Origin of the sequence: Mesotoga sp. UBA5557, assembly GCF_002425715.1 — a bacterium.
In the GTDB taxonomy this organism is placed as follows: Bacteria; Thermotogota; Thermotogae; order Petrotogales; family Kosmotogaceae; genus Mesotoga.
The window spans coordinates 58,087-76,024 of sequence record NZ_DIMV01000044.1 but is presented as its reverse complement, the minus strand read 5'-3'; the positions used below and the strand labels follow the sequence as shown (position 1 = coordinate 76,024).

Sequence of the window (17,938 nt, the reverse complement as noted above, 5' to 3'; positions counted from 1 at the left end):
CAAACTTTGGAGGTGACTAGTTGTTCGTTCTGAATATAGTACTTTTCGCAATAATAGCTATACTCGTTTTCCTTTTCTTCCAGTCGAGAAAGAAGACGAGTTTCAAATCGGAATCGATAATCCATAAGGTAGAGAGAATCTCTGAGTTGAGCACTGCCAAGATGACTACCTTGCTGATTTTCGAACCCGAGAGAGGAAGTCTCGTTCCAGGAACGGTCCAACGATTCATCTTCATCGTTCCATTCCAGGTACGTGGTTATCTCGATCTGAGGAGATTAAGGGAAGATTCCATAGAGGTCCATGAAGGTGAAGCAAGAAGAATAAAACTCACCCTTCCTGCTCCCAAACTCGAAGTGACGATACCTCAGAGTAAGATTCCAGACATCAAAGTAATCAATCAAAGCGGAGTACTCGTAAGAATCTTTGGGAACAGGGATATGCTTAAGACATTTCAGTCATACAGTAAGGAGATTGAGAAACAGGCACTTCAGAGTGCATATGAGATGGGGGTTGAAGAGACTTCAAAAGAAAGCGCGAGAAATTTCTTTCATGGGCTCTTTCTTGGAATGGGGTTCGATGAGGTAGTTGTTCTTTTTGAGCAAGATCAGGTGCCTGACGCACAACCTTCATCTGAAACAATCAGAAGTGATAGAAAAGGTTGAGCTTATAGAAGCTGACGTCCACGAAATGAAAACATTTAGGTCAAGCAATACGAACGAACTCAGGTTTCGATTAGATAGAAAGGGGGATGTTTATGAAGAGATGGATGGTCTACGTTCTAGTTGTTGCTGCCGTGGCTGCAATAATACTTATTATTACGCTTCCCGGAGTCCTAAACAAGGAGCCGCAGATCGAATTACCTGTGCAGGTGGTCAACCAGGGTGAAAAGCTCTCTGTGAATCTGAAGCAATTTGTCAGTGATGAAAAAGTTGACGAGGTTGCTCTTGAACTGATAGATGGGCCCGGTGATTTGTCTGGCTTTTCTTACACTTTTGAACCAGGGTTTTCGTACGCTGGGGAGATCGCTGTCAGGATTCGCGCAACGGATGAACAAGGAAAGAGCTCTGAAGATGTAATGCTTGTTAATGTGATAAGGGTGAATCGACCTCCCGAAATCGATACATCTCCTGTTGTAGTGAATGAAGGAGAGACGCTTTCTATAGACCTGAATTCAATTGCCGTTGATCCAGATGGAGACAACCTGGAATTCTCGGTTGAGGGGCCGGGCGAGCTGGAAGGAAGTATCTACACCTATTCCCCAGGCTACAACGATGCCGGTGATGGCGTCTTGAGAGTAACTGCCAGAGATACTCACGGTAATGAGACAGCTCGCGACATTCCACTCGAAATCATTGATGTCAATGCTCCACCAGTAATGCAAATCAAGAATCAAGTAGTCAACGAGGGAGAACGTATATCGGTGGATATTGCCTCTGCTGCCGTCGACGTAGATGGAGATGAAATCTTCTTCAGTATAGAACAAGGTCCTGGACTACTTGAAGATGGTCTATTCGTATATGAGCCTTCTTTTGCAGATGCTGGAACGAAGAGCGTGATTATCAGGGTAGTAGACAGTTACGGGAACGAAGCCTTTTCAAGCTTCGAGGTCGAAGTCAAAGACTTTAACCGTCCCCCAGAGCTTCTCTTAAGTGACATTGTCTTGAACGAGGGGGATACATTGGAAATTGACTTCCTCGAAAGGGTTATCGATCCCGATGGAGACGAGGTAAGCTTTGCTATCGAAGGACCGGGAGAAATTGTCGATGGCAAGTACAAGTACACTCCTCGTTTCGGCGAAGCCGGCGAGGAATCAGTTACAGTATTCCTGGAAGACGAGAAGGGTGGAACAAGCACTACAGCTTTTAGGATAAGAGTGAACGAAGTCAACAGACCGCCAACAGTATCTATACCAGATTGGGGAGTTAAAGAGGGTGAGACCTTAAGGATATATCTCAGGGCTTTCGTTTTCGATCCCGATGGAGATGATTTGGATTTCGAAATCGTTGAAGGACCCGGCGCTATCGAAGATGGTCACTATCTTTACTCTCCCGATTTCGACTCAGAAGGCACTCATGAAGTCAAATTGCTTGCCAGAGACAGCAAGGGACTCGAAAGCATCGGCACATTTACCGTGGACGTTGAGAACGTGAACAGAGCCCCTGTCAAGGTCATCCCTTCGCTGAATACAACGATTATGGAGACATTCACCCTTAACCTGGACCTGAGCAGTCTCTTTTTCGATCCCGATGGAGATGATCTCGAGTTTGAGATGGAAGGTTATGGAAGAATAGAGGAGTCCAGTTATGTATTCTCTCCCGACTACAACGACCAGGGGCAGAAACTCGCCACTGTCACTGCATACGACAGCCTCGGTTTGTCGGATAGCCTTCTTATTAGAATAGACGTGAGAGACAAGAACAGACCAGCAGATCTATTCATACCAGACGGCATCGCGGAGGTAGGAAGCGAGTATTCTTTATACCTTAGAGAGTTCGCGAGCGATCCAGATGGCGATAATCTTGAATTCAGGCTTTTGTCGGGACCTGGCGAAGTAGTTGAAGGGAGGTATTCATTCATTCCCACCAGAAAAGATATCGGAAAGAATGAGGTCCTCCTGGAAGTCATGGACGAAAAGGGAATGAAAACAGAGAATCGATTCACAGTTATGGTTGAAACCTCAGAAAAGGTAACGATAATCTCATATGCACTTCGCTCAGTTGATAGTGATTTGGTAAGAATCGTTGCTGGTCAGCACGAGATTCTGTCTCAGGAAAGACAGTCAGTAGTTAAAACAGACTGGATCTTCAACTTCAATGAGATTCACTTCTTCGCGGTCAACGAATCGGGAGATACTTTAATCGGTACTGCGGTATTTGATGATGTTGATTCTCAACTCAACAGAAAGATATACTCTCCTGCAGGCGATTACATGGGAAATATCATTCTAGTGACCGAATAGAAATCCCGATATTTCACCAATACTAGCCCCTCTTTCCGGAGGGGTTTTTCACTTCTCTCTATACCCCCGAGGTGTATGGTCTTGTAAAGCTCATTTGAAGATCCATAATGAGATCATGCGTCGATCTAAGCGAGGCACAGTAGTTCATGTGTTATAATTTATCGTTATTTGTGCACAGACTCATGTTTCTTGAGTGCGAAGCTGGCTTACTCGTATGATTAATATCATTGATACTTCGTGTTCCTCTAGGATAAGTGTAGGTTCATGGTTAATGTTGAGTAGTCCAGTTGTTCGGGAATCTGGTTTTTTGTGATCTTCTCGATTTAGAAGAGAAGTGTTCTAGTGTAACCAAATCCAAATGTAAGGAGTGGTGAATTTGCATAGTCCTAAATACCTCACAAGTGTTGACAAAATCGAGGGCCTTAGTGAAGAACGGATAAGAGAAATGAGAAGGGTTACGGAAGTCTATCCCTTTAGGGCCAACGACTATTATCTGGGACTTATTGACTGGAAGGATCCTCACGACCCAATAAAGAGGATAATCGTTCCCGATCTTGAAGAACTCGACGAGTGGGGGGATTTGGATGCTTCTCAGGAGCACAAGTATGCTGTAGCCCCTGGAACGGAACACAAGTATACGGATACTGCTTTGCTCCTTGTTTCGAAGGTCTGTGGAAGCTTTTGCAGGTTCTGCTTTAGAAAGAGACTCTTTTCGACAGACAACAAAGAGATAGTGAATGACGTCAGGCCAGGAATAGAGTATATTAGGAAACACAGAGAGATTACAAATGTTCTTCTCACAGGAGGAGATTCACTAATACTATCCACAGAAAAACTCGGTGACATTGTGAGACAGCTAAGAGAAATAGATCACGTGGGCATAATAAGGTTCGGGAGTAAAATGGTTGCATTCAATCCTTATAGGATAATAAACGATCCCGATCTGCCAGAAATGATCAGTAAGTACAGTACTCCACAGAAGAGAATCTATATAATGTCCCACTTTAACCACCCGAGAGAACTGACAGATCAAGCGGTAAAGGGCCTAAACATTTTGAGGGATGCCGGAGCGGTAATATGCAACCAAACACCTATGATAAGTGGAGTGAACGACAGCGTTGAGGTCATGTCAGATCTATTCAAGAAGCTCTCGTTCATTGGGATTCCCCCTTATTATGTATTCCAGTGCAGACCTACAAAAGGCAATCACACCTACGCAGTCCCTGCCGAAAGAGGTTACGAAATCTTCAAGAAGTCAATAGACAGCGTCTCGGGCCTTGCCAAGAGAGCTCGATTTGTTATGTCTCATGCAACTGGAAAGATTGAATATGTAGGTCTTGATGAGAGCAAAATATATATGAAGTACCATAGAGCCGCAGATCCCAGAAGATACGATCTCTTTATGGCTTTCGATAGAAATCCTGATGCCTATTGGCTGGAAGACTACGTAGATCCAGATACTCTTGTTTAAGAAGGACGGCACACACCGTCCTTCATATCCACTCTGTTCTGGCTAGCGTCAGAAGCTTTTCACGCTTGCTTATTCTATGAAGGCCCTCAACGAAACTACTTTTATTTTGAAATACCCCGTCCACAAGAACCTCATCCTCTTTTCTAGATTCATGCCGGTACTCAATAGTAAGTCTTCGAAGTGTCTTGCCATCAAATTCTTCCGGAATCGCTTCCATAAGCCATTTAACATACGATACGTTATTCGAATGACCATTAGTGTCTAGATCTGACTTTCGAACTCTCAGAGTAGTCATTTCTCCCTTTGACTCAAACTCAGAGATCTTAGGGAAAGAAAGTGGTCGGTGAAAACCCTCGTCAATACCATATCTTCTGTAGAGCTCTTCTCCAATTCGAACAGGTCTTCGTCGATTCTGATCGATCAAGATCCACTGCGAATTTGCCTCAACAATACGTTGCCCTGAATTGTCGAATATCTCGAAACGCCTATAAGCATAGAACCTATCCATTGAATGCGGGGTAGTCCTGACAACCACGCTCTCCATGAAATCTGGATACCTGCTAACTGCAATATCCCAACGAAGCAAAAGCCAGGCATATTCGCCCTTACTCATAACCTCCACGCCGTGGCCGATCTCAACTGTCTGAAGAGTGACTATGTCGTTAAAATAATCCATAATAGCAGAAATTGAGGCCTTCCAATCGTTCTTCAGCTCGTAGTATCTCACTTTGTAAACCTCTTCGGTTACTATTGGTTTCAAGTTCTACCTCCATAGATTTGTCTTTTTCTCTCATAATGCTATGCTCTACTCATGTGTAGACGCTATTGATTGTCGCAGGTTCAGGTACTGGTATGAATATAATAGCATTCTGCGGGATCGACTGCACTCAGTGCGACACATACAGAGCCACTCTAGCCAACGATGATTCAATGAGAAGGGAAACGGCAAGTAGATGGTCAAAAGATTTCGGATTCGACCTCAGCTTCATGGATATCAACTGCAGCGGTTGCCACGGTGATGTGCATTTCAGACTGTGCGATGGTTGCCCTTTCAAGATCTGTTGTGAAAAAAGGGCTATTTCAAATTGTGGAGAATGCGATCGCTACCCTTGCGAGACACTTGATAGGTTTCTAAGAACTCTACCCGGCGCAAGGAGCAGGCTAGATAAGGTACACAGAGAACATTTCAAGAACAGTGAAGAGCAGGTACGATATGAAGGCTTTGCCGGAACCGCGATTATTCTTTTTCTCGAGAATATCTTTCTTCTAGTGTAACATCTATCTACTGCATGTTGCACTGTCCATTTCTATAAGCACCTATATAGTGTAGCTACAGCCATTGATTTCAGACAGCGCTATGTTAAAATCTCGAACGGGTATTAAGCAATAAGTAATTCATCCTGCATAGTGTTGCCCTATTAACACAAAGTGATATTAACAAAAACAAACTAGAATAATTATAGTTTATAACCCCCCTATCCCCCTTAGATAGGAACCCCATATAGTCCGGATCATTAGATCCGGCTTTTTTTCAATATCATGATTTTGGTTTATAATTGTTTTCATAACAAACCTTTGGAGGTGCTGTCGTGAAGCTGATCGATATTAGAAGTGATACAGTTACAGTTCCAGGAGAGGAAATGCGCAGGATGATGGCCAACGCCGAAGTAGGAGACGATGTTTACGGAGACGACCCGACAGTAAACAAGCTTGAAGAGATCGCAGCAAGTATTCTCAAAAAGGAGGCCTCTCTCTTTGTACCCTCCGGAACTTTTGGAAATCAGCTCTCAATTCTTACTCACACGCTCAGGGGTGATGAAGTAATAATCCCGGCCTCAAATCATATAATAGTTCACGAAGCGGGTGCTTCTGCGGTCATAGCGGGCGTTCAAATGAGAACCCTTGATTGTGACGATGGGATGCCCTCTGTGGAGAGAATAAGGAAAGCGATCAGATCAGAAGACCTTCATTATCCAAGAACCGGCCTCATTTGCCTTGAAAACGCGCACTCAAGCGGTATTGCACTCCCTCTAAAGTATATGAGTGAAGTCTACGAATTGGCAAGAGCGAGAAATGTCCCCCTCCATCTAGACGGAGCGAGGATTTTCAACGCTGCAATTGCCTCTGGGGTTAGCCCGGCAGAAATCGCCGCAAATTCCGATTCGGTAATGTTCTGCCTATCGAAAGGACTTGGGGCGCCGATTGGTTCAATGCTAGCCGGGACCAAGGAGTTCATTGCCAAAGCAAGAAAGGGAAGAAAGATTATGGGAGGAGCGATGCGCCAGGTCGGAATCATCGCGGCAGCAGGAATATACGCTCTAGAAGGGATGACAGATCGTCTTTCAATCGACCATTGTAATGCGAAGTATCTCGCCGAAGGCCTTTCGAAGATCCCGAATGTGGATGTTTTCAATAAAAGGCTGGATATAAACATGGTCTTCTTCAGAATCACGAAGAAAGTCAGTTCACAACCTATAGTAGAAACACTGCTGGATAAAGGTATTAAGATAAATCCCCCAGAAGGTGGAGAGTGGCGCTTTGTGACGAATCTGAATGTCTCGCGCGATGATATCGACAGAGTCCTGATAGAATTCGAATCTGCTCTCAATACTGCCTTAGCAAACTAGGCAAATCCTCCAAACTTTCGATTCTGGGTGCGTAATCAAAATAAGACTTTGAGCGATCAATAAGTATACCCTTTATCCCAGCTCCGGCGGCTCCAAGCATGTCGACCTGTATGCTGTCGCCAATGAACAAAACCTCGTTCCGGGCAAGTTTCAACATTAGAAGAACCTCGTTGAAAATCACTTCTGAAGGCTTATATGATCTTGCCGTTTCGGAAGTCAATAGCACATGATGAGGGATTCTATTTCTCTCAACCACTTTTCTGACAAAGACGTCATCGGCATTCGTCAGAATTGCGACTTTATAGTCCTTGCAGATCCTCTTCAAGACCCTTGAATCGGGATAAGCCGGCAGTTCTGAAAAAGAATCATACATGTAATTACAGTATGATTCCATATCTCCCGGCAACTTGTACTTGTCGATGAGATCCGCTATAAGGAGATAGTAGTAGTATCTCTCAGGTTGAAACGGCATCTTATGACAGTCATTGAAGTACCTTCTGTATAGACTGACAAAGTCTCTTTCTATCTCTTCCGATTGAACTTCAACGTCTTCTGCCATCTTCGAGCAAATTGGTCTGAAAAGCCTTCTATTACTTACAATAGTGCCGAACAGATCGAAAATGATCCCTCTAATCATACGCTCTCCATTGCCCTCTTCTGGATTTAGTCTATTCAATTCTGTATAATACTAATGCAATTCTATCATCTTCAAATACGGTTCTGCGAAGATGGCAGGCTTCATCCGAGCTACCGGAGGTGGCAGACATGTCTAGAGAAATGAGAATTATCTGGCTTCACAACCGCCTGTCAACCAACGACAAAGCCTCCATGAAAGAGTATACTCAGAAGTTCGGAATCTCAAGCCGGCAGGCATTAAGGGACTTCAGATACTTGAGAATAAACCTGGGAGCACCACTCAAGTACTCTAGAAAAAGAGGGAAATACTTCTACTCTGAGTCTTACCGCCTTCCTTCTCTCTTCGAAGACAGCATGAAATCACAGATGATAGCTGAGGATCGGGTGAGCTTCACTTTACTGAAAGCAGTCGAGCGGAAGAAAGCGGTGAGGCTAGTTCTTAGAGGGGGAAGTGAATTCTTATTCCATCCTGCTTGCTTTGACCAGAGGCACGAGGTATTCTACGGAATACACGAAGATGGACATCTATGTATCATAAGGACCGACACAGTTGAGACAGCAAGAGTCTCCAGCATACACTACGTTGAGGAGCCAATGCTGTGGAACAGAGTGGTTCCCCGCGAGGCTGAATTCAAAGAGGTTACCTTTGAACTTGACAGTAAGCTTCAAACTTATCGCTTCTTCCGATTTGGGGATCTGATAATGTTTATTGCTTCAAATGAAGCGATAAGGATCGTTGCACCGGATGATGTGATTGATAGGCTAAGAGTAGTTACCAATATTCTGGAAAAGGTATTGAGTGATTGATATGAGGATTATGTCATTTCGTCAATTTTGATTGCTGCAACTGCACTTTCAGGAGTCACGATAAATGCTTTTCTCCAAACACACGCTCTTCCTTCAACCCTCCAAGAAGCAAACTCACATGTTGTAGATACACCCTCGCAAGGACTGATAGAGATTGAAAAAATTCGATTCGATTCCGTTTTATGACAGGATATTCAGTGGCAGAACCACCTAATGATTATTAGACCGCCCAGCGTGAAATCTAATGTTGCGGTAGTATTCATCACAGGGAATTTCAAGTATTCTCAGGAAGAACTCTCCCTATTTAGATTGCTGGCACTTCAAAACCGAACATATGTTGCAGTCCTATTCGATATTCCAAACCAACCCCTCTTTGGTGGCCTTAGGGAGGATTGGTTATTGAGTTACTCATTCTCCTAATGCATTGAGACCGGTGACTACAGTTGGCCCGCTCTCTTACCTGTAGTTCAATCGACCATCATTTCCATGAGTCTCCTAGATAACTATGCGAGGAATAACGGAGACACTGTAGACGGCTTCATCTTGACAGGCGGGTCTAAACGGGGATGGACTTGCTGGCTCACCGCTGCCATGGATAAGAGAGTTACAGGAATCGTTCCCATCACGTTTGATAATCTGAATGTCGCTGCAAAATGGAACATCAGCTCGAGTTCTGGGGAAGCTTTAGTACCTCAATAAGAGAATATGTTGAAAGTGGAATCCTAGATGGTTTAGATGATCCGACAAAGAGAGATTTGCTTGAGTACATAGATCCCTTCACCTATCGTTCTGAACTGGATATCCCGAAACTCATTGTTGTTGGAACTAACGATCCCTACTGGCCAATAGACGCTTCAAGGTTGTACATAGACGAACTATCAGGCTATTCTTCCATGGTTTACGCTGCGAACGCAGGACATGAATACGAAGTCTTTACGGTAACCCAAGCAATCAGTTCGATGATCCATAATCTCAATACGGGAGAGATTCTCTCTTCATTGAGCATTTCAGAAGAACGATCCGGGAGTTCCACAAAGTTCATCCCGACAGTCGAGAGAGGGGACTCAGAGCTGAAGGAACTAAGAATCTTGACATCTTCTTCTCCTGAAGGCCACTTCAAAAGATCAGAGTTTGACTTCAAGGTTATCGAAGATAACCAGGAACTGAATCTCGTTTGAACAACCGACAGTCTATTACGTTGAGGGTGTTTTCACTTTTGGTGGTAAGGGCTTCTTATTTCAACGCCTGCGTGAGTATTGGGCAAATAACTTGACCAGTGCAGCCAAAAGAAGTATAATCGATTAGATAAGCATCTAATCGTTAAGGGGGTTTTTGATGAGCACTCTTTGCCCAAGTCGAGAAATCCACGTCGACAAAGAGAGATACAGAAAGTTTGCGGAAGAAGTCTCAGGTCTTTCGGAGCTTTTTAGGGTTATTTCCGATGAGACCAGAACAAAGATCGTCTTCCTCCTTTCAAATGCCGACCTATGCACATGTGATCTTGCAGAAATTCTTGGATTAACATTACCAACAATCTCTCATCATCTCAAGCTACTTAGGTCATTCAGACTCGTAACGAGTAGAAGAGAAGGGAAATCAGTCCTATACTCTTTAGGCGACTATCACGTTATTGATCTGATAAAGATCGCAAAAGAGCACTTTGACGAATTGGTTGAGGTTGAGTCGGATGAAGAAGTACAGAATTGAAGGTCTAGATTGTCCTAAATGCGCAGTCAAAATTGAAGACCGGCTTGAACGATCAGGGATTAATGCAAAGATTGATTTCTCTTCTGCAACTGTTGTTATATATGGTGAGAATAATCACTCACTGGACGAACTGAATGAGATAATAAAGAAACAAGATCCAGAACTCTCACTGCTAGAACACTCCAAGATTGTGAGAGACTTTCCCGTTGTGGAACTGACAAGACTGATTGTTTCAACAGCTCTGCTTCTAATTGCGATCGCTTTGTCCACAATTCTTCACGGAGACAGAGAGTTTCTCGAATATGGTCTGTTTGTGATTGCTTATCTCGTCGCCGGTGGCAATACTATCTTGAGGGCCCTGAAGAACCTCCTGAGGGGAGACTTTTTCGATGAGAATTTCCTGATGACTGTGGCGACCCTGGGTGCATTTCTGATTCACGAACTGCCAGAGGCAGTGGCAGTAATGATCTTCTACGGTCTTGGCGAGCTTCTGGAATCGCTGGCTTTGCAGAAGTCTAGGAGATCGGTGAAAGAACTCATTGATTTTCGAGCTGATGAAGTTGTCCAAATGGTAGATGGAGTGTTGAAGACAGTACCTGCAAGAGAGATTAGGCCCGGCGACAGATTCATTGTGAGAGTTGGTGACAGGATCCCTATCGATGGAGTAATAGACTCAGGAAGCACTTCACTCGACAAATCGCTTCTTACGGGAGAAAGCGATCCTGTTTTGGTCGGTGAAGGAGACGCTGTTATCGCAGGAACACTCAATAAGTCCGGTGTGATAGAAGTTGTAGCTTCAGCTACTCTTGAGAAGTCATATACAAGCAGAATGCTTGAATTGGTAGAAGAAGGAACTCTGAGAAAGTCGAGCAAGGAGCGTTTCATCACAAGATTCTCAAGAATCTATACTCCGTTTGTTATATTGATTGCAGCATCTGTCGCCATCTTCCCGCCTTTGCTTTTTGGAGGTACGATATCTGAGTGGCTTCACAGAGCGCTAATACTCCTTGTAATCTCATGTCCATGCGCTCTGGTAATATCCGTGCCATTAAGCTACTTCATAGGAATCGGAAAGGCTTCGAGAGAGGGAATACTCTTCAAAGGAAGCAACTATCTTGAGTCTCTAGGAAAAGTAGACTCGATCTTTTTTGACAAGACGGGGACACTTACTAAAGGAAAACCGGAAATCACTAGGATGGAAAAAGTGGGCCAATACAGTGAAAGAGAGTTGCTGGAATATGCAGCTCTTATTGAGAGCTATTCTACTCATCCTATTGCAGATCGTTTCGTTAGGTTGGTCTCTGAGATTCCCAGTTACAAGAGCGTTTCCAACTACTCAGAGATAGCTGGGAAGGGCGTCAAAGCCGAAGTCGACGGCAAGGAAATCAGTATAGGCAACTATCGCCTCCTAGAGGATCTTGGAATCGAGTACAAGGGAGACAATGGATCCAACAAGCTGTTTATGGTAATAGATAGCAGCATTGAGGGAGTGTTTGAGTTGTCAGATGCTCTTAAGGACGATTCATCAGAAGCCCTGGCTAGATTGAGAAGACTTGGGATCAAGGAGATAGTGATGCTTACCGGTGACCACTACGATGCTGCGGCCTCTGTGTCCACCAGCCTTGAGCTTGATGGTTTCGTTTTTAGAGCAACCCCCGAGGAAAAAATGAACATTGTGGAATCGGCTTTGAGAAGAGGGAAACATGCAGCTTTCGTTGGCGATGGCATAAACGACGCTCCGGTAATCGCTAGAGCTGACGTAGGGATCGCTATCGGAAATTCTGGAGCAGATGCAACGATAGAGACAGCAGACGTAGTTCTCTCAAGTGACTCCCTCACAAAAGTCGCGAGAGCGATAGAGCTTTCAAGACTGACAAATAGCATAGCTATCCAAAACATCGTAATCTCTTTGGGAATAAAAATCCTTTTCATCTGCCTTGGCGCTCTGGGTCTCTTGAACATGTGGGGGGCTGTATTCGCAGATGTTGGAGTAACTCTCGTAGCTGTTATGAACTCACTAAGACTACTTAGAGAATGAACGAGAAGAACCTTTTCTTTTCGCAATCCGATGTCTGCAGGAAGTCAAAGTTTCAGAACGAAGCAACAACTAGCCGCTAACTCATGATCACTCTGTATTTGTCTCCGGCAGCTTTTTCTATCGAAACCTTCGAGAAGAATTCAAGCGCAGTGATATATGCATGTGAAAGCACAATCCCAAGATCTATCCAGTGGCCCCCTCCAATCACGTTGCCTTTTGTCCAGATGTATAGATCGCCATTCTGAACGTTGAATCTCCAGGGTTGCCTATTCATCGAAGAAGGGGCAAGTCTGCATGATTCCAATATTTGAAGCAACCTCTCATCTTTGGGCAACGGTCCCTCGACAAGAGATTTCAACTCCTTCCTTCTCACCATTCCGGTAAGGACATCGTTTAAGGTTACCTTCCCTGAATCTTCCTTACCAAGGATAATCCCTGCAGGAGAGCCTTCCTCTCTAATCCCGGCATTCCAGCAACTGCCTAATCCCATCTTGGTCACTTCCAGAACAATGATTTCTCCCTGGAATCCGTATTCCACAAGGCAGTTCGGCTTTTCGGGACACGGTGCAAATATAACACCCGATCCTTTGTTTAGATCTCTAAGGGTCCATTTCAGGTGCAAAGAATGAAGAGTGGGAAGCTCCCTGAAGAAGTTCATTAGCCTTTCCTTCTCCTCAGCAGACAGGTCGTAACTGAGGAACTTCCTCGTTGAATGCCTCATTCTTATTGTCTCAATAATCATGTGCACCTTCGCAAAAACTACTCACCCGAAATCTTCAACCCCTCTATTGCTATCGAGATCGGTCCATAGTAATCTCCGTCCAGTTCTGTCTCTTTCGACAGATAGATTGAATCAAGTTCTCTTAGATTACCGGTTACTGAACCTCCCGACACCGCGATTCTCTCCGAACCATCGAAATACCAGCCTAATCTTATCTCTCCTCCGAAATCACCCGTTGTTTCATCAACGTCAACTGCCGAAAAATTACTAACCTCCAGATGATCAACTTTTCGCATCTCGTCAATGCTGAGACTGCCACGACCAACCGAGAAGTTCATAACAGCACCTGTTGGTTCGATTCCCAGGTAGTGGGAATATTTGATGTCACCCCAGTAATTCTTCAAGATCCCATTTTCGATAACCGTCCTCTTCTCAATGAGAAAACCATCATTGTCAACAGGAAGGCTGAAGTATGAACCTTCAAGTTCCGGTACGACTTCAAGCGTTATCTTATCTCCCGATTCTCCTGACTGAACAGAGTCTCCAGGTTCAGCTTCGGATATCCTGTCATACTTAAGACGTGCATTTGCCTGTTTCAAATAGTATCTCATTACCTCTTTCGCCGGCTCTCCCGTAAGTAATACCGGTATCCTGTCTAAAGTTGGCGTAGGAACAGCATTAGCCCTTTCACAGACCATCAGAAGTAGCCTGGAAATCCTTTCGCTTATACGTTCAACATCGGGAAGCGCAAGGAGAAACTGATCGTACAGCTCAACTTCTTCTCTGCCAGAAGCACTTACAATGCTTTCGATGTATGTTCTATATTTTGAAAAAGTCACATCGAGACCTTCAGAGTTGAGAATGTGGTACCCGTTTCTCGTCACAAAAATCTCAACAGAATTCAACCATGAATTGGACGGTTTTTCATTGTAAAAGATTGCTCCAATCGCGTCTCTTGAAAGATCGTGAAGGTCATGTTCGGCTGTTTCGAATCTCCGTGAAAATCTCGGTGCCATTGGATACCAGGGATTCTTAACGAACCCTGCAGCAAAAAAGGCCTCCTGTATTGACTGGACGATTTCCTCAACCGTTGTTCCCGGGTTTACGGTAACCGTCGAGCTTCCCCTGTATTTCTTTTCGCCCTCTTCAAAATCACGGTAGACAGTTACTTCATACTTCTTTACCTTTTTCGCCCTTCCAAGATCTGCCTTGTTCCCTACAAAGAAATACTCTTCACTCTCAATATTCTCTTCCCTTATTCTCCATGCATCTACTGAATTTGCTTCAAGGTTCTTTACAATTGTCTCTATCATTATCCCAACCTCGCTTTTGCCTTAATATACGGTCCGCCCGCAGAGACTTTAGCGAACTCCTTGTGACCTTTACCGCAGGCTCCCGTTCCTGAGAGCTTGAAATCTCCAGATACCATGGAAATCGACTTCAGCAATGAAGGTACATATCCTGTCATCATTACTGGAGATACTATGCGACCTGTAAACTGGCCTTTATTGATCTCGCGTCCGTAGGCTATGACACACTGAATCCCCCAGTTTTTGGGATCCTCCATTCCACTGTAATAGTCCTCAAGAAGAAAACCATAATCTATTGATTCGATCATATCTTTTAGATCATCTTTTCCCGGAGAGAAATATGTGTTCGTCATGCGTGCATATGCTTTTCTCTCAAACGATTCCCTCTTACCGTTGCCGGTCGGCTCAGTTCCAAGAACAGATGCAGAAATCAAATCTGAAATTCCCCTCTTGAGAATTCCCTTTTCTATTATCACCGTGTCCTTTGCCAGACTGCCTTCATCATCAAAAGCGTAAGATGAAACCTCTCTTACACCGGCCGCTCCGTCATGCATCGTAACTAACTCAGACGCAACCTGCTTTCCCAGATACTCGACGGCCTTTGCCCTCCCCTTCACAAACATGTCCATTTCGACTCCGTGTCCGAAAGCTTCGTGAGCAATCAGTCCCGCAACATCGGGCGAGCAAATTACATCGTACTCACCTGGATCTATTCTCTCGGCCGAGAGCAGAAGTCGAGCATTCTCGACGACTTTTCCGACGAACGCTTCCATCTCGTCTAGAACCTCCAGACCCTTCAGTCCCGAAAAACCTTTCATACTATACTTGGTCTTCTTGTTTCTTCTGGCAACGACGTACAAATAACCTTGAGACCAGATGTAGGATTGTGAGAGCTCCTTCCTGGAAGAAATGAAGAGCTTACTCACTTGCACGTTTTCCATGAGGGCCATTACGTTTATCACTTCATTGGAGAGTTCGTGAGCCCTATCCTTAAAAGAAGAAAGTCTATCGATTATCTCTCCTGCCGAAAGAGAACCCGGAAGAATTACAACTTCGTCATTGAAACAGAGTTTTGATTCCTCTTCTTCGAACATCGATACTTCTGAAGCGTCTAGACTTTTCTCATTCATACTTTTCCTGAACGCAGAAAGCTTTCTCTTGACATACTTGACAATTTCCTCAACTGATTGATTCCCCATTTGATTAAACGAGAATTCAAAGTAACCTCTTCCATCATGAATCCTGAGCACGAACCCTCTTTCGGACCATCTCGAATCGTTGACGCTAATCCCAGTTGTCATCACCTGGTACTGTTTACCCCTGACATCCGTGCCGAGAACTGAAACGTAAGGAAAGTCACGTTCCAGAGAACGCAAAAGTTTTTTCATCAAGTCCCGTTTATCGTTTAGATATCTTGAATCTTCTACCTTCATCTAGAACCTCCTAATGCAATGGTATTTTGTTCATCACTAAGCAAGCCTTCTCCGAAGAGTAGACTCTAGGATTTCCGAGCAGGTTTCTTATGACAAATTATACTATAATTTATCAAGGATTGAAATAAATGAATTCTGTTGTGAATATAATTAATCAATATCCACGCTATAATGAAATATTCTTTTGCGATTCTTATTTCTTCACTTCACATTAACAACAGAATGCTATTCTACACCCTGGAACAAACGTTTTTAGGAGGCAAAAAATGGTCAAGGTTGAGAAAATCACAAAGACTTTCGAAAGTCGAAGAAAAAAGGTCGTAGCAGTAGATTCGTTGAGCTTTTCCGCCGAGCCAAAGAGCATTTATGGCCTTCTAGGGCCAAATGGTGCCGGAAAGACTACAACCCTCAGAATTATCTCAACTCTTCTCAAGCCAGACAGAGGAAAGACAAGCGTAATGGGATTCGACTGCGTAGTTCAACCCACAGAAGTTCGGAAGAGAATCGGTTTCCTTACAAGCGATATGAAACTATCGGGAAACCTAACACCAAAGGAACTGCTTAAATTCTACGGCGAACTCAGTCATATGAGGGACACAGATATCTCTAGACGGACAAAGGAATTATCAGAATATCTGGATATGAATGACTTCCTTGACAAGAGAATCGGGAAGCTCTCTACAGGAATGAAGCAAAAGGCTGCGATCGCAGTCAGTCTTATTCATGATCCCAAAGTTATAATCTTTGATGAACCCACAAATGGTCTGGACATCCTTACGGCAAAAACAGTCACCGACTTTCTCAAAGACTACCGCGACCAGGGAAAGACGATAATAATCTCCACTCACATCATGTCTGTTGCCGAAAAGCTATGTAATAGAGTTGGAATTATCTTCAAGGGCAGGCTAGTTGAAGACGACACTCTTGAAGGGCTTTATGAGAAGTTTGGCGAAGACAATCTTGAAGACGTGTTCTTTAAGATTGCCGACAGAGAAGGGGTGATTGAGATTGTTTAGGGATGCTCTAATTATCTTTCGAAAGGAACTCAAGAATATATTCAAGGACGCCCGAACTGTCTTCGCAGTTCTTATTTTGCCGATGTTGATCATGCCAGTGATCTTCCTCGTAATGAACACAGTTTCTTCATCCCAAGCCAAAACCTACGAAAAAACAGTCTACAAGCTGAAGATAGTTAATTTGCCCGATGGGAGGTTCCTGAGTTTTCTTGACCAGATGATTTCATTTGAAATTGACGAAAATCTTAGCGAAGAATCGGTCAGAAACCAGGAGAACTCAATCATGGTAGAGTTTCCCGCAGATGCCGCGGAAAGAGTTCGTGGTGGAGAGAAGATAGATGCGCGTCTCTTCTATAATTCGACTTCAAGAGGTTCTTCGTATGGGGCTCAAATAGTTCAGAATGCCCTATTGTCATATTCATCTCTACTTCTTTCGGAGAAGCTTCTCGAACATGGATTGACACTCGAAGATCTCAATCTAGTAAGTGTAGAGAAAAGAGATGTTGCGCCGGAAGAATCTCGGGGAACAGAGTTGCTGGCCACATTGATCCCGTATTTCCTGCTCATTTACATCTTCGCCGGATCCATGAATATAGGCCTCGACACAACTGCGGGCGAAAAAGAGAGGGGAAGCATGCCTGTCCTGCTTGTTAATCAGGTGTCGAGATCATCAATTGCTGCAGGGAAGATTCTGTATGTAATGACTATTGCGATCCTGAACAGCATATTCACCTTCATCGGCCTGATAATCGCTTTTAGAGTTGGAGGACCTGCATTTGGGGCTGGTGAGCTCAATTTCTCATCCCTGTCAGCCACAACTCTCTTTGGTCTCTTCATTACACTGGTGACAATGTCTGGGCTCGCAGCCGCCTTAATTGTTCTCCTTGGCTCCTTAGCAAGAAACATGAAAGAGGGAAGCGGTTATGTGATGCCCATATATATTATCGCAATAGTACTGGGAGTTGCAACTATGCAGATGGAGTCACCCGATAACCTCCTGCTTTACTTCATCCCGCTTGTAAACTCCATCTTCGTCATGAAGGATATTATTACTGCTAACTTTGTGATGACGAGATTTGTGCTAATGTTGTTGAGTAATCTGGCTTACATATCTCTGTTCATATACTTCTTGACAAAGGTCTTCAACAGCGAAAAGATAATGGATAGTTCAGGTTCTTGAGATGCCTTTGGTATGAAGTAGCCTGATTATTGT

The 17,938-nt window shown here is 44.1% G+C and carries 15 protein-coding genes and 1 pseudogene; 11 read left to right on the top strand and 5 right to left on the bottom strand.

Going from position 1 to position 17,938, the window contains the following annotated elements; translation table 11 throughout:
- The first annotated feature begins 20 nt into the window (after positions 1 to 20).
- The 3 genes from B3157_RS05810 to B3157_RS05800 all read left to right on the top strand — a co-directional run bounded on the left by B3157_RS05810 (position 21) and on the right by B3157_RS05800 (position 4,430).
- The gene (locus tag B3157_RS05810; protein WP_292589529.1) at positions 21 to 662 is read left to right on the top strand and encodes a DUF4230 domain-containing protein; all 642 of its coding nucleotides are present in this window, start codon (positions 21 to 23) and stop codon (positions 660 to 662) included.
- 92 nt (positions 663 to 754) lie between these two features.
- A complete protein-coding gene (locus B3157_RS05805; protein ID WP_292589527.1) occupies positions 755 to 2,959 on the top strand; it encodes an Ig-like domain-containing protein in 2,205 nt (734 codons plus the stop codon).
- Between the two features lie 376 nt (positions 2,960 to 3,335).
- Complete coding sequence (locus tag B3157_RS05800) at positions 3,336 to 4,430, top strand: KamA family radical SAM protein (RefSeq protein ID WP_349680369.1); 1,095 nt, start codon at positions 3,336 to 3,338, stop codon at positions 4,428 to 4,430.
- Positions 4,431 to 4,452: 22 nt separating this feature from the next.
- Here B3157_RS05800 and B3157_RS05795 read toward each other — a convergent pair whose 3' ends face one another.
- The gene (locus tag B3157_RS05795) at positions 4,453 to 5,190 is read right to left on the bottom strand and encodes an acyl-[acyl-carrier-protein] thioesterase (protein ID WP_214079574.1); all 738 of its coding nucleotides are present in this window, start codon (positions 5,188 to 5,190) and stop codon (positions 4,453 to 4,455) included.
- A gap of 92 nt (positions 5,191 to 5,282) precedes the next feature.
- Between B3157_RS05795 and B3157_RS05790 the strand changes: the two genes are divergently transcribed.
- Positions 5,283 to 5,705, top strand: a complete 423-nt coding sequence (locus B3157_RS05790) for a DUF3795 domain-containing protein (RefSeq protein WP_292589523.1) — start codon at positions 5,283 to 5,285, stop codon at positions 5,703 to 5,705.
- Between the two features lie 314 nt (positions 5,706 to 6,019).
- Positions 6,020 to 7,057, top strand: a complete 1,038-nt coding sequence (ltaE, locus tag B3157_RS05785; RefSeq protein WP_214061483.1) for a low-specificity L-threonine aldolase — start codon at positions 6,020 to 6,022, stop codon at positions 7,055 to 7,057.
- Here the strand turns inward: ltaE and B3157_RS05780 are convergent.
- Entirely contained in the window at positions 7,035 to 7,694 is a 660-nt protein-coding gene (locus tag B3157_RS05780) for an HAD family hydrolase (protein ID WP_214061482.1), read from the bottom strand. The two genes, ltaE and B3157_RS05780, sit on opposite strands and share 23 nt — an antisense overlap.
- 128 nt (positions 7,695 to 7,822) lie before the next feature.
- Between B3157_RS05780 and B3157_RS05775 the strand changes: the two genes are divergently transcribed.
- The 4 genes and pseudogenes from B3157_RS05775 to B3157_RS05760 all read left to right on the top strand — a co-directional run bounded on the left by B3157_RS05775 (position 7,823) and on the right by B3157_RS05760 (position 12,245).
- Positions 7,823 to 8,500, top strand: a complete 678-nt coding sequence (locus B3157_RS05775; RefSeq protein WP_099829973.1) for a hypothetical protein — start codon at positions 7,823 to 7,825, stop codon at positions 8,498 to 8,500.
- Positions 8,501 to 8,713: 213 nt separating this feature from the next.
- Positions 8,714 to 9,678: pseudogene (locus tag B3157_RS12865) on the top strand (PhoPQ-activated protein PqaA family protein).
- A gap of 157 nt (positions 9,679 to 9,835) precedes the next feature.
- Positions 9,836 to 10,207, top strand: coding sequence for an ArsR/SmtB family transcription factor (locus B3157_RS05765; RefSeq protein ID WP_214061479.1), 372 nt, complete (start codon positions 9,836 to 9,838; stop codon positions 10,205 to 10,207).
- The gene (locus tag B3157_RS05760; protein WP_292589517.1) at positions 10,188 to 12,245 is read left to right on the top strand and encodes a heavy metal translocating P-type ATPase; all 2,058 of its coding nucleotides are present in this window, start codon (positions 10,188 to 10,190) and stop codon (positions 12,243 to 12,245) included. The genes B3157_RS05765 and B3157_RS05760 overlap by 20 nt, the downstream gene beginning before the upstream one ends.
- A gap of 76 nt (positions 12,246 to 12,321) precedes the next feature.
- Here B3157_RS05760 and B3157_RS05755 read toward each other — a convergent pair whose 3' ends face one another.
- From B3157_RS05755 to B3157_RS05745, 3 genes are read right to left on the bottom strand one after another with little or no spacing between them, the layout of a single operon-like run.
- The gene (locus tag B3157_RS05755) at positions 12,322 to 12,987 is read right to left on the bottom strand and encodes a nitroreductase family protein (RefSeq protein ID WP_292589514.1); all 666 of its coding nucleotides are present in this window, start codon (positions 12,985 to 12,987) and stop codon (positions 12,322 to 12,324) included.
- Between the two features lie 17 nt (positions 12,988 to 13,004).
- The gene (locus B3157_RS05750; protein ID WP_292589512.1) at positions 13,005 to 14,279 is read right to left on the bottom strand and encodes a metallopeptidase TldD-related protein; all 1,275 of its coding nucleotides are present in this window, start codon (positions 14,277 to 14,279) and stop codon (positions 13,005 to 13,007) included.
- Entirely contained in the window at positions 14,279 to 15,709 is a 1,431-nt protein-coding gene (locus B3157_RS05745) for a TldD/PmbA family protein (protein WP_214060114.1), read from the bottom strand. Before B3157_RS05745 ends, B3157_RS05750 begins: the two co-directional genes overlap by 1 nt.
- Before the next feature lie 266 nt (positions 15,710 to 15,975).
- Here B3157_RS05745 and B3157_RS05740 point away from each other — a divergent pair, with 266 nt between their 5' ends.
- On the top strand, positions 15,976 to 16,725 hold the full coding sequence (locus B3157_RS05740) for an ABC transporter ATP-binding protein (protein WP_214060113.1): 750 nt from the start codon (positions 15,976 to 15,978) through the stop codon (positions 16,723 to 16,725).
- Positions 16,712 to 17,905, top strand: coding sequence for an ABC transporter permease (locus B3157_RS05735; protein ID WP_292589508.1), 1,194 nt, complete (start codon positions 16,712 to 16,714; stop codon positions 17,903 to 17,905). The genes B3157_RS05740 and B3157_RS05735 overlap by 14 nt, the downstream gene beginning before the upstream one ends.
- Positions 17,906 to 17,938 lie beyond the last annotated feature (33 nt).